14 protein-coding genes are annotated in these 14,344 nt (G+C 58.5%); 6 read left to right on the top strand and 8 right to left on the bottom strand.

The window, feature by feature from the left end:
* Positions 1-48 precede the first annotated feature (48 nt).
* Positions 49-582, top strand: a complete 534-nt coding sequence (locus WH7805_RS04095; RefSeq protein WP_006041720.1) for a hypothetical protein — start codon at positions 49-51, stop codon at positions 580-582.
* Here the strand turns inward: WH7805_RS04095 and WH7805_RS04090 are convergent.
* On the bottom strand, positions 521-1,516 hold the full coding sequence (locus tag WH7805_RS04090) for an LCP family protein (RefSeq protein ID WP_006041719.1): 996 nt from the start codon (positions 1,514-1,516) through the stop codon (positions 521-523). The two genes, WH7805_RS04095 and WH7805_RS04090, sit on opposite strands and share 62 nt — an antisense overlap.
* A gap of 84 nt (positions 1,517-1,600) precedes the next feature.
* Between WH7805_RS04090 and WH7805_RS04085 the strand changes: the two genes are divergently transcribed.
* Together WH7805_RS04085 and malQ are read left to right on the top strand one after the other, a co-directional pair.
* Positions 1,601-2,809, top strand: a complete 1,209-nt coding sequence (locus WH7805_RS04085; RefSeq protein WP_006041718.1) for a Coenzyme F420 hydrogenase/dehydrogenase, beta subunit C-terminal domain — start codon at positions 1,601-1,603, stop codon at positions 2,807-2,809.
* Positions 2,810-2,821: 12 nt separating this feature from the next.
* The gene (gene malQ / locus WH7805_RS04080; protein WP_006041717.1) at positions 2,822-4,354 is read left to right on the top strand and encodes a 4-alpha-glucanotransferase; all 1,533 of its coding nucleotides are present in this window, start codon (positions 2,822-2,824) and stop codon (positions 4,352-4,354) included.
* Here the strand turns inward: malQ and WH7805_RS04075 are convergent.
* From WH7805_RS04075 to WH7805_RS04060, 4 genes are all read right to left on the bottom strand, one after another.
* Positions 4,318-5,181 carry a RodZ family helix-turn-helix domain-containing protein gene (locus WH7805_RS04075; RefSeq protein WP_006041716.1) on the bottom strand — a complete coding sequence of 288 codons (864 nt, stop codon included), beginning with the start codon at positions 5,179-5,181 and terminating at the stop codon, positions 4,318-4,320. The two genes, malQ and WH7805_RS04075, sit on opposite strands and share 37 nt — an antisense overlap.
* Positions 5,178-5,921 carry a pseudouridine synthase gene (locus WH7805_RS04070; RefSeq protein ID WP_006041715.1) on the bottom strand — a complete coding sequence of 248 codons (744 nt, stop codon included), beginning with the start codon at positions 5,919-5,921 and terminating at the stop codon, positions 5,178-5,180. The genes WH7805_RS04075 and WH7805_RS04070 overlap by 4 nt, the downstream gene beginning before the upstream one ends.
* A gap of 13 nt (positions 5,922-5,934) precedes the next feature.
* Positions 5,935-7,026 (bottom strand): cell wall metabolism sensor histidine kinase WalK, encoded by a 1,092-nt coding sequence (locus WH7805_RS04065; RefSeq protein ID WP_006041714.1) that lies wholly within the window; start codon positions 7,024-7,026, stop codon positions 5,935-5,937.
* A 65-nt stretch (positions 7,027-7,091) separates the two neighbouring features.
* Positions 7,092-7,820 carry a response regulator transcription factor gene (locus WH7805_RS04060; protein WP_006041713.1) on the bottom strand — a complete coding sequence of 243 codons (729 nt, stop codon included), beginning with the start codon at positions 7,818-7,820 and terminating at the stop codon, positions 7,092-7,094.
* A gap of 109 nt (positions 7,821-7,929) precedes the next feature.
* On the opposite strand from WH7805_RS04060, the gene WH7805_RS04055 reads away from it, so the two are divergent.
* On the top strand, positions 7,930-8,898 hold the full coding sequence (locus WH7805_RS04055; RefSeq protein ID WP_006041712.1) for an RpoD/SigA family RNA polymerase sigma factor: 969 nt from the start codon (positions 7,930-7,932) through the stop codon (positions 8,896-8,898).
* A gap of 10 nt (positions 8,899-8,908) precedes the next feature.
* Here the strand turns inward: WH7805_RS04055 and WH7805_RS04050 are convergent, their stop codons facing one another.
* Together WH7805_RS04050 and WH7805_RS04045 are read right to left on the bottom strand one after the other, a co-directional pair.
* Positions 8,909-9,388 (bottom strand): hypothetical protein, encoded by a 480-nt coding sequence (locus tag WH7805_RS04050; RefSeq protein WP_006041711.1) that lies wholly within the window; start codon positions 9,386-9,388, stop codon positions 8,909-8,911.
* Positions 9,389-9,459: 71 nt separating this feature from the next.
* A complete protein-coding gene (locus tag WH7805_RS04045) occupies positions 9,460-11,106 on the bottom strand; it encodes an AarF/ABC1/UbiB kinase family protein (RefSeq protein WP_038004385.1) in 1,647 nt (548 codons plus the stop codon).
* A 282-nt stretch (positions 11,107-11,388) separates the two neighbouring features.
* Between WH7805_RS04045 and WH7805_RS04040 the strand changes: the two genes are divergently transcribed.
* Together WH7805_RS04040 and WH7805_RS04035 are read left to right on the top strand one after the other, a co-directional pair.
* On the top strand, positions 11,389-12,786 hold the full coding sequence (locus WH7805_RS04040; protein WP_006041709.1) for an aminotransferase class I/II-fold pyridoxal phosphate-dependent enzyme: 1,398 nt from the start codon (positions 11,389-11,391) through the stop codon (positions 12,784-12,786).
* Positions 12,720-13,718 carry a phosphatidate cytidylyltransferase gene (locus WH7805_RS04035; RefSeq protein ID WP_006041708.1) on the top strand — a complete coding sequence of 333 codons (999 nt, stop codon included), beginning with the start codon at positions 12,720-12,722 and terminating at the stop codon, positions 13,716-13,718. The genes WH7805_RS04040 and WH7805_RS04035 overlap by 67 nt, the downstream gene beginning before the upstream one ends.
* On the opposite strand, the gene WH7805_RS04030 is transcribed toward WH7805_RS04035, so the two are convergent.
* Positions 13,715-14,344, bottom strand: coding sequence for a DUF2993 domain-containing protein (locus tag WH7805_RS04030; protein WP_006041707.1), 630 nt, complete (start codon positions 14,342-14,344; stop codon positions 13,715-13,717). The two genes, WH7805_RS04035 and WH7805_RS04030, sit on opposite strands and share 4 nt — an antisense overlap.

The following is a 14,344-nucleotide window of genomic DNA, read 5'->3' as shown; positions in this document are numbered from 1 at the left end:
CATCCAAACCACACTCTTCCACCCATCCACTACTTCTAGGCTGCGGTGATGGCAAACAACCTTCTTGTGGTGATTGGAGCCGGAACGCTGGGTACGGGTGCCATGACAGCCGCCTGTCGAAGCCTGGCGGAGGCGTTTGGGGCCACCCTGATGGAACAGACTTCCGGTGCCGCACCCCATCCTTGTCTGCAAGGAATCACCAGCCGATCCACTGACGGACCATTGGAGCCCAAGCTCCTACGGGTGAGTGGCGATGTGGCCGTGGATGAGTGCGGGGAAGGCAGCTGGCTTGAGGCCCTCGCCTGCTGGCATGTCCCTGTTTTGATGCTTGTTGAGCCCAGGGACGACGGACGCTTTGCCGGCATCGTTCCAGCATCAGTCGCCCTGGCCCGTTCGCTTCACGTTGAGCTTCTCGGTCTTGTGCAATTGGGCGGAACCTGGAATCGTGCCGCCCGCAGGGCTGATGGCCTTCCCTGGTGCGGATGTCTCCAGGGGGCTGATGATGATCTCTGCGGCTTGATCAGTTGCCTGCGGACGCGTTGGGCTCAGGTGGCCAGAGGGGAAGGGGCTGATCCGGCTTGAGCTCCCGCAGCTGCTGCTGCCCGGCCCGCGGCGCGAGTTCCAACTGGTTGATCACGGGGGGCTCGGAGCTACTGAGGGCTGCTGCGGTGAGACTCAGTATTTCCGCGGAGCTGAGGTTGGTCGAAACCTGCGCTGAAACTTCGCCGATCACGTCAGGGAGAAGCATTAAGGCATTGGGTTGTCGGAGCTGGTCGTGAATGCCGCGCAGCAAACTCTGTTGGCGGAGTCTTCTTTCAGTGTCGCCATTGGGATCAGGGCGATGCCTGGCCAGCTGTTCGGCTTGACGGCCATTGAGCGTCTGGCGGCCTGCCTGCAGATTCACGCTGTAATTCTGTGCTTTGTCTTCGCGGTTGTACGACTGATTGAGGCTCACTTCCACTTCGCCGAGGCCGTCGACGAGGGCTCGGAGGGCTTGGCGGGGCATCACCAGATAGCGATCAAGTTGGCCTGCAGGAAGTCCGATCATTTCGGCGATGACGTCAGCGGTGAGTGCCACTCCGCCAACGCGGTAGGCACTGGCAAGGGACTGCAGCCCTTCCCGGCCGGGCAGTTGCACAGCAAGCTCCGTTGGCACCTGAAGCACTTGCAGCGCTTCTTTCGCTGTGACATGGATCAGCATCAGACTGTCTGCATTGGCCGGGCCTTTGGGTGCTGCACGGTTTGACGGATCATTGATCGCCTCCGAATCAACGCCAACCAGCAGAACCATGACCGAGCGTTGCGGTAGAGGTGCCAGGCTTGCAGGGTCATCAGGGGTGGGTGGAGCAGCTGCAATCGGATCAGGTTTCGGCCAGATCAGAGCAAGCCCTCCTCCAATGAGTCCTGCTCCGATCACTGCGGCAGCGACCCTCAGCACTGTGCGGATTGGTTTTGTGCCCAGCCATCGCTTCAGACGTGGTTGCGCTGCGTCTCCTGCCGGTGCCGAACCCTCCATGACGCGCAGTGATTGCTTCAGGCGTTCCAGTCTTGCTCAACTCTCACTGATTAGCGTTGACCTCTCTCCAGGCTCGAGCTGTCTGTGACGTCTTCCCCCGCTTCACCGCTTCCCCACGACCAGGCGCGGCCGATTCCCCGTGATCGGATCCGTCCTGCCAAGGACCTCTGCAGTGATTGCGGCCTCTGTGATTCGCGCTGGGTTGCCTATGTCCGCCAGGCCTGTGCCTTCCTGCATCAAGATTTCGATGGGATGGAACGCAAGGCCCATGGCCGTACCCGCAATCTTGATCAAGAGGACGAGCTGTATTTCGGGGTCCAGCAGCGGATGCTCACTGCACGTTTGCAGACACCGATCGATGGAGCCCAGTGGACCGGGATTGTGAGTCGTCTGGGCGTCCGCGCCCTGGAGAGTGGGCTGGTTGATGCCGTGCTCTGCGTTCAGCAGAGCCCTGACGATCGCTTCACGCCGATGCCTGTTCTGGCACGCACTCCGGCGGAGGTTCTTGCGGCAAGGGTCAATAAGCCCACCTTGTCCAACAACCTTTCGGTTCTCGAGCAATTGCCAGGCAGTGGGATCAAACGACTGCTGGCGATTGGTGTGGGCTGCCAGGTTCAGGCGCTGAGAGCCGTGCAGGACACCCTGCCGCTCGACGCGCTCTACGTTTTGGGCCTCCCCTGTGTGGACAATGTCTCTCGCGAGGGGCTTCAGACCTTTCTGGAGAGCGCCAGTGCCTCGCCGGACACGGTGGTGCACTACGAATTCATGCAGGATTTCAGGATCCATTTCAGGCACAGCGATGGTCACGTGGAGACGGTCCCCTTCTTCGGTCTGGACACGCCCGCTCTCAAGGATGTCTTCGCACCAAGCTGTCTGAGTTGCTTCGACTACGTCAACGCCGGTGCTGATCTGGTCGTTGGCTACATGGGTGCTGAATTCGGACGTCAGTGGTTGGTTGTGCGTAATTCACGAGGGGAGGAATTGCTCAAGCTGGTGGAAGCGGAACTCGATCAGGCGCCGGTGTCGAGCCGAGGTGATCGCCGCCAGGCTGTTCAGCAGGGCATCGACGCCTATGACAAAGCCCTGCGACTGCCTATGTGGCTGGCAGAGCTTGTGGGCTGGATTGTGCAGCGGGTCGGGCCGAAAGGACTGGAATACGGCCGCTTCTCCATTGATTCCCACTTCACCAGAAATGCGCTCTGGCTCCGGCGGCATCATCCTGAGATGGTGGAGCGCCATCTGCCCGCCTTTGCGCGACGCATCGTTGAGCGCTACCGCTTGCCCGCCCGCTGATTCATAGCGTCTATGCCCCATCCAAGAGGGACCGCATCGAGTCGCAGGGTTGGTGTGCTCCTGCACCCCACAGCTCTTCCTGGATCACCGGTGTGCGGCAGTTTTGGTGCTGCGGCTCGTGGCTGGCTTCATGCACTCGCTCGCCAGGGAATCAAGGTGTGGCAAGTGCTGCCGCTGGCCCCACCGGACGGCACGGGGTCTCCCTACAGCTCACCATCCAGTTTCGCCATCAATCCCTGGTTGCTCGATGCCCAGGATCTGAGCGACGAAGGGTTCATCGACCCCAATGATGTGATGGCCCTTCCCCAGGAGACTGGGGCGGACGGAGAGGGAGCCGAGACCGTTGATTTCGCCTTGGCCGATCAACGGGCCAATGCGCTGGCCAGATCTCTGCGTCTCCGTTGGTCAGCGCAGTCCGCTGATCGCCACCAAGCCTTTCAGCGGTGGTGTGTCGATCAGGCGCGTTGGCTCCGTGATCACTCTGCCTTCATGGTGCTGCGTCATGAGTCTGCAGGGTTGCCTTGGTGGGCTTGGGCCCATGAGCTGGCAGTGCATCGCGACACGGCACTGGAGCATTGGCGCTGCTCACATCAGGATGAACTTCTTGAGCAGGATCTTCTCCAGTGGCATCTCGATCGTCAGTGGCGTCAGCTCCGCGCCCTTGCGCGCGACCTTGGGGTGGAAATCCTTGGTGATCTTCCCTTCTATGTGGCTCGCGACAGCGCCGATGTATGGAGCAACCGCTCGCTGTTTTCGATTGCCGGTGATGGACGTCTCCATCAGCAGAGTGGTGTTCCGCCGGATTACTTCTCTGCCACCGGCCAGCTTTGGGGGACACCCGTTTACACCTGGGGGCGCCATCGTCAGACAGGTTTTCGCTGGTGGCGTGACCGCTTAAGACGTCAATGGGATCTCGCCGATAGGCTTCGACTTGACCATTTCCGTGCTTTAGCGGCTTACTGGTCGGTTCCCGGTGACGATGACACGGCGATCAACGGACGCTGGCAACGCTCTCCTGGTGGTGAGCTTCTGGCCTGTCTAAGACGTGATGCCGGTGGACGTTTGCCAATCGTGGCCGAGGATCTCGGTGTGATCACCCCTGATGTGGAGCGACTTCGCGATCGTTTTCATCTCCCCGGCATGAAGGTTCTTCAGTTCGCTTTTGATGGCAATCAGGTCAATCCCTACCTTCCAAACAACATCAAAGGCAGCGGCTGGGTTGTTTACACCGGAACCCATGACAATCCCACAAGCCTGGGTTGGTGGGAGCGTCTGGATCAGTCGTCAAAAGACCAGTTCGCTGCCACGCTTCAGCGAACCGTTGAGGCCCCCGGGTGGCAGCTGCTTGAACTGGGTCTGTCGACGTCCGCTGCGTTGGTGGTGGCTCCTGTTCAGGATCTGCTTCATCTGGATGATTCGGCCCGTTTCAACACACCAGGCACGGTGGGGGGCAACTGGATGTGGAGATTGCCAGCCTTTGATGCAGCTCTCGTAGGTGCTCTTGAAGGCTATGGATTGCGTGCTGAGGTTTGGTCGAGGCGGTAAAGCTCAGGTTTGTCTTTCACAGACTTCAAAGCGGCGCCATCCCAAAGAACTGATCCAGCTTGAGGAGCTGGCTGGATTTTGATCTGCAAAGGAGGAAGGAGCTGGAGAGTGAACGAACCGATCGCTCCCTGCAGTTTGGTCCGATCGCCTCCTTCGCTGCTCAGATCAATGCTGCTTGGCTGATTGAGTTGGATCTCCAGCACTCCAGTGCGTGGCTGTGGTGACGAGAGATCAGGAAGCGCTTCAAGGGGGGTGGAGCTACGAAGTTCCGTGAGCGGGCGAAGTCCCTTGAGCAACGCCTCGGACTCGCTTGGACGATCAAGGGGAATGGGAGCGAGAGTGATCGTGTTGCTGCTCGCCAGTTGCCGCTGCTGGTGGTTCAGTGCAAAGACTGAACCAAGGATCACCAACCCGTACAGCACACTTCCCTGCCAGGTCGTGAAGATATCGATGCTGCCCACTGTGAACCGGGTAAGCCGATTCTTTCGAGGGTCCTGCGATTGAAGGGTCTGCTCCGGCAGGGCTCCCTGGAGGCTGCCCGGCTCAAGTTCAAGGCACTCCTCCAAGCGGTGCAGCATCGCTGTCAGATAGGCAGCCTCCGGTAGGCGATCCTGCCAGTTCCGCTCCAAAGCCTCCAGTACGGGGGTGGTTATGCGAACTTGTCTGGACAGATCCCTCAAGCTCAGTGCGCGTTGCTCGCGCTGCTGTCGCAGCAGTTGCCCAGCAGCTTCTGCAGGGTCAACAATGCTGTTTGTTTTTGATGTGTCGGGCGAGTGCTTGCCGGATTGGCGTCGGCGCCACTGGAGAAAGCGTTTGATCAACATCATGTCTTGTTGATGAGCGGCCTCCCTCGGTGCTGGATCAAACCTGACCATTCTTGCCTGGAAAGTTCTCTCCAGCAGCCCTCTGCTACAGAGCCAAGCATCAGGTCACCGATAGCGATCCGCTGGAGATCAAGAACGCGATGGCCGAGGGAGAGTGCGATTCTGCGGATCTGGCGGTTGCGGCCTTCACGAAGAACGACTTCCAGCACACTGGACCGGGTTGTCCCCTCGAGAAGCGTCACCTCGGCTGGGCGCGTGACCGTGCCGTCGAGAACCACGCCTCGCCTCCACTGCCTCAGCTGCTTTTCAGGGGGCAAGCCAGCCACCGTGACTCGGTAAGTCTTGCAATGGTTGTAGCGGGGGTGAGTGAGTTGCAACGTGAGTTCCCCTTGGTTGCTGAGCAGCAGGGCTCCTCTGCTCTCTGCATCCAGTCGACCGACGGGGTGCAGACCATCCCTCAGATGCGCTGGCACAAGGTCGAGCACGGTTTTGCGTTGCTGTGGGTCACGGCAGCTGCAGATCACTCCCGGTGGTTTGTTCAGCAGAAGAACGCGTGGTACTAGGGCTCGTTGAAGGGGGCGCCCGTCCACCTCTACATCGTCTTGGTCGAGATCAGCCTGGTCGCCGATGGCTGCTAACTGTCCATTCACTTTCACCCGATGCTGTCGCAACAGATCCTCGGCCCTGCGTCGGGAACAGATTCCTGCAGCAGCAATCAGTTTCTGCAGTCGTTGACGCGTCAACGTTGGGCTCCCCTCATGCCGGTCCCTTCGGGAGCAGAAGTTCCATGGATGTTCCCCCTTCTGGATGATTTCTGGCTTGAACGCGGCCACCGTGATTCACTGCGATCTGTTGGACGATGGCCAAACCGAGTCCACTACCGCTGCGGTTGGATCGGGCCCTGGAGGGATCGCCCCGATAAAAACGCTGGAACATATTGCTGAGATCGGTTTCGCTCAGTCCTGGCCCGTGATCTCGGACACAGAGCAACCACCATCCGCCGCTGGGAAGAATGTCGACTTCGACAAAGCCGTGATGGGGGGAATAACGCAGTGCGTTGTCGAGGAGATTGAGAACAGCGCGATGCAATCGTCGTTGATCTCCAAGGAGTGGTCCTGGTTCATGGGTGTTGATTGACAGGGACACATCCCTTTGATCAGCCAGGGGGCGAATGCTGTTCCATGCCCCTTCGACAAGTTGCTCCAGGTTCAAAGCCGAATAATTACTTTCTTCCCGCGGAAGGATGTTCTCTAGGCGAGAAAGCTCCAGAAGATCCTCAACCATCAACTGCAACCTGCGGAGTTCTTTCTGCAGCCGTTCCACCAGAACGCCATCATCGGCGCTCACGGCTCCCTCGAGCCTGTCGCTCACCAGCATCAAGGCTGTCAGTGGGGTTTTCAGTTCATGGGCAACGTCGCTCACCCATCGCTCCTGCTGCTGCTGCTGCGCTTCCAGGGACTGTCTGTTTTGCAGCAGGACCAACAGCCATTCATCCGATCCTGGAATCACGATCGCCTCCAGCGGAATCCCTTGTTGCTCCCACTCACAGCGCTGAGGGCGCTGTTGATGACGCACGCTGAAGATGGACTCTTCAAGCTCAGGCACCGAGAGAACCTCATCGAGTGGCAGGCCACGGACCAGCAGATTTCTTGAAAATTGGAGCAGGCGTTCAGCCTGGGAATTGATATATCCGATCGTTAGATCAGGCGTGAGAATTAACCATCCCTGGGTGGCCGCATCAATCCAGGCCAGCAGTTGGGGAGTGGTCAGCGAATGTCCTGCCAGCAGCGGTGACGTCAGGTTTTCTTTGGCACCGCGTGCCGATGAGCGTCGCTTTCGAGTGGCCAAGAGCCAACTACCGGATACACCGATGACGAATCCGAGGACAACTCCAGTTCCTAGGCTCACAATCTTTAGCCGAAGCGGTAGCCGAATCCCCTGACAGTGCGAATGTGTTGGGGAGAGGATGGTTCTTCCTCAATCTTTTCTCTCAACCAGCGGATGTGCACATCAACGGTTTTGGTGTCTCCGACAAAATCGATTCCCCAGATTCGTTCCAGCAGCTGGTCTCTGCTCCAGACCCTCTTGGGATTTTGGATCAGGAGTTCGAGGATTTTGTATTCCTTTGGCGAAAGCGTGAGGTCTTCGCCGTCGCGGGTGACACGGCACTCGCGTACAAAAAGACAGAGATTGCCACTCTGGATGACTTGTCGATCTTGATTTGAAACGGATTCACTCTGTTGAGAACGCCGCAGCAAAGCTCTGCAACGGGCGACAAGTTCACGTAAGCCGAAGGGCTTGACGAGGTAGTCATCAGCACCAACTTCAAGGCCAAGAACCCGGTCCGTTTCACTATCCCGAGCGCTGATGACCAGCACGGGAGTGTTGTTATTGAGTTTGCGGAGCTGCCTGCATAGATCGAGTCCGCCTAGTCCAGGGAGCATCAGGTCGAGCACAAGCAGATCCACTCCCATTGAATCCGTCGCAGTGAGAAGGTTCATGGCTTCTGCGCCGTCACCGCACGCTCTGACCTCGAACCCCTCAGCCCGAAGGGCTTCTTCAACGGTTTCTCTGATCGAATCATCGTCTTCAACAACCAGCAGTTTCGCTGTACACACCGAGCTTGTTGCGGAAGCGACCACGAGGAATCATTCGCTAGTTCCATTCTGCCCATGGTTCAACGCTTTGGGTTGAGTGGGGGGCGGCATCAGGATTGATGTAAGATTAAGAAACCTGTAGGTTTCGTAACTCATGGCACCCCTGGCCCTGCTTCCCGATGCAGACCTGGTGCGCTCCTACCTGCGTGATATCGGTCGTGTGCCGTTGTTGAGTCATCAGCAGGAGATCACCCTGGGCCGTCAGGTGCAGGAGCTGATGGAGCTGGAGTCCGTGGAAGCCGAGTTGCAGGAGAAACGCGGTGGTGAAGCGGTGCTTGCAGCGGAGTTGGCCAAGGCTGCGGGATTGAGTGCTGTGCAACTGAAGCGCAAGTTGCAGGCCGGTCGCCGCGCCAAAGAGCGGATGGTGGCGGCCAACTTGAGGCTTGTGGTGAGCGTCGCGAAGAAATACACGAAGCGGAATATGGAGCTGCTGGATCTGATCCAGGAAGGGACGATCGGCCTGGTGCGTGGTGTGGAGAAGTTCGACCCAACGCGGGGCTACAAGTTCAGTACCTATGCGTACTGGTGGATCCGTCAGGGAATCACCCGGGCAATTGCGGAGAAGAGCCGGACGATCCGGCTGCCGATCCACATCACCGAGATGCTGAACAAACTGAAGAAAGGTCAGCGTGAGTTGAGCCAGGAACTGGGGCGAACGCCATCAGTGACGGAGTTGGCGTCGTTTGTGGAGCTGCCGGAGGATGAGGTGAAAGAGCTGATGTGCCGTGCCCGTCAGCCAGTGAGCCTGGAGATGAAGGTTGGGGATGGAGATGATACGGAGCTGCTGGATCTGCTGGCTGGCGATGGAGAACTGCCGAGTGAGCAGGTGGAGGGCGAGTGCCTGAAGGGAGATCTGAGGGATCTGCTGGGCCAACTGCCTGAATTGCAGGAGCGCGTGCTGCGGATGCGGTATGGGATGGATGGTGAGGAGCCAATGAGTCTCACCGGCATCGCTAAAACACTCAAGATGAGTCGGGACCGCACACGTCGTCTAGAACGTGAGGGTTTGCAATCGCTGCGTCAGGCACCTCTTGAACTTAGGGATTACACCGTGGCTGCCTGAGACAAATCAATCAAAAGAATTCGTCGAAGTTATCGAAATCAACAGCTTTGAAGTTTCCAGATTCCACCTGGGCCATCAGACCCTCCAGCTGGACCCACAAGGCTCCGCCGGTGAGAATTGAGAGCAAGAAGGCAATCAGATAAGCCGCTCCGGATGCAAAACCAAAAACCTGGAGGGACCCTCCGATAAAAAGGCTGATTCCGATCAGTGTTCCGGCAAAACTGATGCTGGTTTCCGCTGTCCCTAGGGGGAGCATTGCCAATCTGTCATTTTTCCAGCCATCCAGCCGGTTCTGGACAAGACGGGCGAAGGTGAGACCGCAGAGCACACCAATGGCCAATCCAAGGCCGGCTACGAGATAAGGAGGCTGCTGGAGCGGGGCGAACTCCAGAAGAATGTCATCAGCGCTGAGATCACCGAACGCTCCGGAAAGGAAATCCAGGTCGGCTTGATCAAGATCGATCGGTGCGAAGTCTGGTGCGATCGACATGGGGGCCGTACGACTGAATCAAGTGGGCATTATCACCGCCGGAACCTTGTAGCGGAGGGTCCGATGCAAGATCAGGCTGCAAGAGGGTTGAGTCCTTGGAGCATCCCCTGCGCGAGGCGAGCCGGACCAAAGGTTCGGCGCATCAGATCGGTGAGATTTTTCAAATCCGTTGTGTCCAGTCGATCGTCCTTGATCAGGGTGAGCAGAAGCCTTCGGCGCAGGTCGCCTCCATCGCGCCCCAGCAGCAACTTCAAGCCTGCCCCTGCCACTGGTATCAACTCTGTTCCGACTTGCGTCTGCTCTTTCCCCACAACATCAAGAAGGCTTTCAAGTCGTTCAAGCCTCAAGCTGCCATCACCGTCGAAAATCACCTCCATCAATTTTTCCCTCATTTCGTGGGTGTCCCCAGCAAGCAAACGCTTGGCCACGTAGGGATAGGCCACGGCAATGATCTTGAACTGCGGATCGAGGCGAAGGGCCAAGCCCTCCTGGCTCACCACAGCTCGGATGATCAGGGCGAAGCGGGCCGGCACTCTGAATGGATAGTCGTACATCAATTCTGAAAAGCGATCAGTGATCGCTTTGAAATTGAATGACCCCACAGAATCACCGAGACTTCCTCCTAAAACATCCTCAAGCGCCGGAATGATCGGAGCAAGATCGGCGTTACTCGAGAGAAAACCAAGTTGCTGAAAATCGCGTGCGACAGCCTCGAAGTCACGATTGATGAGGTGCACAACGGCGCCTGTCAAGGTGAGGCGGTCGCTGTCGCTGATGGAATCCATCATGCCGAAATCGACGTAGGCCACATGCCCGAGGTCACCGCTTCGGCCGCTGAGTGCGAACAGGTTGCCTGGGTGCGGGTCGGCGTGGAAATACCCGAATTCGAGAAGTTGTTGCAAGCCACTGATGACGCCGGTTCGGATCAGAGCGGCCGGATCAAGTCGTTGGGCTTTGAGTTCCTGGCGATCGCGCAGTTTGGTTCCATGAATCCAGCTGGTTGTCAGGACTCGCCTGCTCGATAACGAACGCTCCACTGTGGGGATCGTGACAGCAGGATTGTTGGCAAACAGGGCTGCGAAACGCTCGGCATTGTCGGCTTCGCAGAAGTAATCAATTTCTTCAAACAGGCTGCGGCCGAATTCATCGATGATCTCACCCAGGCCGAAGCCAAGGTTGAGTGGCAAGAACGGAGCTGTTAGTACGCCCAGACTCCGGATCAGCACCATGTCGCGCCGGAGGATGAACATCAAATTGGGGCGCTGCACCTTGACGGCTACCCAGTGCTCACCGTGAACCCTGGCTTTGTACACCTGGCCCAGGCTTGCTGCAGCAATAGGACAATCGGGAAACTCTTCAAACAGTTGATCGGCCGGTGACCCCAGCTCGGTTTCAATCGTTTTCAGAGCAGTGGCATGGCTGAACGCAGGCAGGTCGTCCTGAAGTTTCGTTAGTTCATCGAGCCAGTCCCGTCGAATCAGGTCGGGGCGGGTGGACAGGGCCTGTCCCACCTTGATGAAGCAAGGGCCAAGATTCGTGAGTGTGCGCAGGAGCATGCGCGCCAGATTTCTCTGAACCTTGGGATCACTGCTGTTGCCTCGGATCAGCAAGCTCAGCACCAGCCCGGACAATGCCCAGACAATCTGGAGAACACGGGGTATGGAGATCCACGGACGCAGCAGCAGCCAACGGGCATCTCGGCCAGGGTTGTACCGCACAGACTCCACGCTCAGATCTCAACTCCCGCGGCAGATCCTAGAGAGTTCTTTTCATCAGGGTGCCGATGCCGGCGGTCGCCGAACCAGTGGATCAATTCAGCCAGCACCAACGACGGCCAGTGATGAGCTGCTCCTGATTGGTGACTCTCTCAGGCGTTCACACACAAACAAGGGGTTCGTGTGTGTGTAAGTACTGCTCCATGGGGTGGGCACGGTTGATGCCACGATTCAGCTTCTAGCCGCAGTTCGAGCGGGTGGCTGCGGTGTTTTGTTGTTGTATTCATGTCCCTGCTGCGGATCCTGCTCGATTCAAACCCGCGATTCGCTCTGCATCTTCCCGTGCATGGCCGGGGTGAAGCCTTGCCACCGCGGCTTAGATGCCTGTTGCGTCGGCAGCCGGGACGCTGGGATCTTCCTGAATTACCAGAGATCGGCGGGCCTCTGGAACTGGATGGGGCTGTCGTAGAGAGCCAGGCTCTCTGTGCTGCCCGCATGGGTGTGGATTGCTGTTGGTTTGGTGTGAACGGAGCCACCGGTCTTCTGCAGGCAGCACTGTTGGCGATGGCCGCCCCTGGTGAGGCTGTTCTGCTGCCTCGCAATGTTCACCGCAGCCTGATCGCCGCGTGCGAACTGGGGGGATTGCTGCCGGTGTTCCTCCCGGTTCCATTCGATGGGGAACGGGGCCACCCCAGGGCCATGACGGCCGATGGTTTGATCCGCTCCCTTGATGCCCTGCCAGACCTTGGCTGTCGGGTCGCCGCCGCAGTGCTTGTTCACCCCACTTATCACGGGTACGCCGCAGAGATCGCTCCTCTGGTGGACTGTCTTCAGGCGCGTGGTTTGCCGGTGTTGGTGGATGAAGCCCACGGCACCCATCTCGCGTTTGCCCCTGGGATGGGATTGCCGTCGTCGTCCCTGACCACCGGGGCTGATTTCGTTGTGCATTCACTGCACAAATCAGCGCCTGGGCTGGCTCAGACCGCGGTGCTCTGGCAGCGGACGACGCGCATCTCCTCAACAGCGTTGCGTCGCTCCCTCCAGCGTTTGCAGAGCAGCAGTCCCAGTGCGCTGCTGCTGGCCTCCTGTGAAGCAACCCTTGATTGGATGCTGTCAACCCGATGGAGAAGCCTTCTGCATCAAAGGCTGGTGAAAGCCCGCAAGCTGACTGATGATTTGCGTCGCCATGGCGTAGCGCTGCATGAGAGCGACGACCCCCTACGGCTCATCCTGAACACAGCCTCTGTTGGGGTGAGTGGCTTGGAGGCAGACACCTGGTTCATGAATCATGGGGTGATTGCCGAGCTCCCGGAGCCTCTTTGCCTGACCCTGTGCCTGGGATTTGCCAGGCATCGTGGGCTGACAGCGCGGCTTCGGCATCTCTGGCAGTTGTTGATCAAGGAGCAGGGCGGGCCATCCCTCGCCGCCGTTGCAGCGCCTCCCCTTGATTCGGTAAGGGGCGCAGAGTTGTCTCCCTCTGCTGTCCTCCATCGCCCCAGTCTTGAGCTTCCTCTTGATCGATGTGCTGATCGGATCGCAGCGGAGATGATCTGTCCCTATCCGCCAGGGATTCCCTTGTTGGTGCCTGGAGAGCGCATTGATCACGCCCGGGTGCAATGGCTGCAACTGCAGCACCGGCGCTGGCCCGAGCAGGTGCCGGGTATGGTGAAGGTTCTGGCCTGACAGGCCGCGGGATCCAACGGGTGGTTGCTGACGGCACAATCAGAGAAGCGACTCTCAGGCGCAGCGGCATCGATCGCAAGCGTCTCAGTAGTGGTCTTCTGGCCGGCGTGTTCGGGGTTGTTGTCGTTGGTTTGGGCGGTTGGTGGTTCACCATTGCCCTTGGCGTGATTGTTCATCTCGCCCTGTTGGAATACTTTCGGATGGCCCAGTTCAAGGGCATGCGTCCAGCCACGAAAACGACCCTTGTGGCCTGCCAGCTCCTGCTCGTCAGCACCCAGTGGTCTGTGAACGGGGGACTGGCCTCACACCTTGCTGATGCCGTTTTGCCCCTGTCAGGTGCTGCGATCTGCGGTTGGCTCATTCTCCAGCCCATTACAGGATCAATCGCAGACATCGCGGCATCGATTTTCGGATTGTTCTATCTGGGGTTTCTGCCCAGTCACTGGTTGCGTCTTCGCAACCTCGTGACTCCAGATGCTGCGCCGATCCTCCAGTCAGTCAATGGATCCTGGATTAGCTCAGGTCTGCTCATCACTTTTGCCGCCTGTCTGATGGTGGTGGCCAGCGACATCGGTTCTTATGCCATCGGCCGTCGCTTTGGATCCCGTCCTCTCTCGCCGATTTCACCTGCCAAGACCATTGAGGGTGCCTATGGAGGTCTTGCCTCCGCCATCGTGATTGGTGCCTGTGCCGGTGCGCTGTTGATGTGGCCCCTTGGATGGTTCACGGGGGGATGTCTTGGTGCTCTTGTCGCTCTCTTCGCGCTCGTCGGCGATCTCACCGAATCGATGATGAAACGGGATGCAGGGGTGAAGGATTCCGGCGATGCCTTGCCTGGTCATGGGGGAATCCTGGATCGCATCGACAGTTATCTCTTCACTCCTGCCGTTGTTTTTTATGCCGTCACCCTTGCGTTGCCGGTGCTTTCCTAAGGCTGAATCTTGGCCGTTCCCTTCAACACGAGCTGGCCGGCCTTGAGAAGGACTTCCTCAATCTGGATCGCAGGATCCATCGGAATCAGCATGCCTCCTTCAGCGTCACAGTGATCAACCCGGATCGTTCCCTGTTCGGCGTACAGGCGGAAGCTGCGGCGTACGGGGTCTTTCCCAGTGATCACATCAGCCGTCAGCTTGAGGATGTCGTTGTCAATGGTGAGGGATCTCAGGGGAGTCAGTCCCATCAGTTGTTCCGAAAGCAGGTCGCCCAACCAGCGCCAGCGATCACTGGCGAGGGCTTGGTTGAGTTCGACACCCGAGAGCACCACTTCACCCGATACCAAGAAAGGTTCTTCGAATTGCACCGGTTGAGTGGGCTGACCCGGCCGTAGCGAAGCCTTCAGTTCTCCTGATTGAAGCTCAGCCCTGACAAGAGGCAGTTGCTGGAACTGAACATGTTTGGCCTGCAACGTCACACCCTTGAGGCGGCCTTTCAACAACGCGAAGGCGGACCCCTGCAGCGAGAGAGTCAAGTCTTCAACAGAGTCGCATTGGGAGCGGATCCATCGCTGCAGACCGCTGGCCAGCAGCTGTAAGACGGGGCCTGAACTGTGGCTGGACAT

The sequence above is a fragment of the Synechococcus sp. WH 7805 genome (assembly GCF_000153285.1).
Classification (GTDB): domain Bacteria; phylum Cyanobacteriota; class Cyanobacteriia; order PCC-6307; family Cyanobiaceae; genus Synechococcus_C.
Note: the sequence above shows the minus strand (reverse complement) of the source record. Positions and strands in the feature narration are given on the sequence as shown.

Excerpts from the sequence above, each read along its gene's own strand:
- WH7805_RS04095 (WP_006041720.1), top strand. The coding sequence starts at position 49 with ATGGCAAACAACCTTCTTGTGGTGATTGGAGCCGGAACGCTGGGTACG.
- malQ (WP_006041717.1), top strand. The coding sequence starts at position 2,822 with ATGCCCCATCCAAGAGGGACCGCATCGAGTCGCAGGGTTGGTGTGCTC.
- WH7805_RS04090 (WP_006041719.1), bottom strand. The coding sequence starts at position 1,516 with ATGGAGGGTTCGGCACCGGCAGGAGACGCAGCGCAACCACGTCTGAAG.
- WH7805_RS04030 (WP_006041707.1), bottom strand. The coding sequence starts at position 14,344 with ATGTCCAGCCACAGTTCAGGCCCCGTCTTACAGCTGCTGGCCAGCGGT.
- WH7805_RS04040 (WP_006041709.1), top strand. The coding sequence starts at position 11,389 with ATGTCCCTGCTGCGGATCCTGCTCGATTCAAACCCGCGATTCGCTCTG.
- WH7805_RS04055 (WP_006041712.1), top strand. The coding sequence starts at position 7,930 with ATGGCACCCCTGGCCCTGCTTCCCGATGCAGACCTGGTGCGCTCCTAC.
- WH7805_RS04075 (WP_006041716.1), bottom strand. The coding sequence starts at position 5,181 with ATGATGTTGATCAAACGCTTTCTCCAGTGGCGCCGACGCCAATCCGGC.
- WH7805_RS04035 (WP_006041708.1), top strand. The coding sequence starts at position 12,720 with ATGGCTGCAACTGCAGCACCGGCGCTGGCCCGAGCAGGTGCCGGGTAT.
- WH7805_RS04050 (WP_006041711.1), bottom strand. The coding sequence starts at position 9,388 with ATGTCGATCGCACCAGACTTCGCACCGATCGATCTTGATCAAGCCGAC.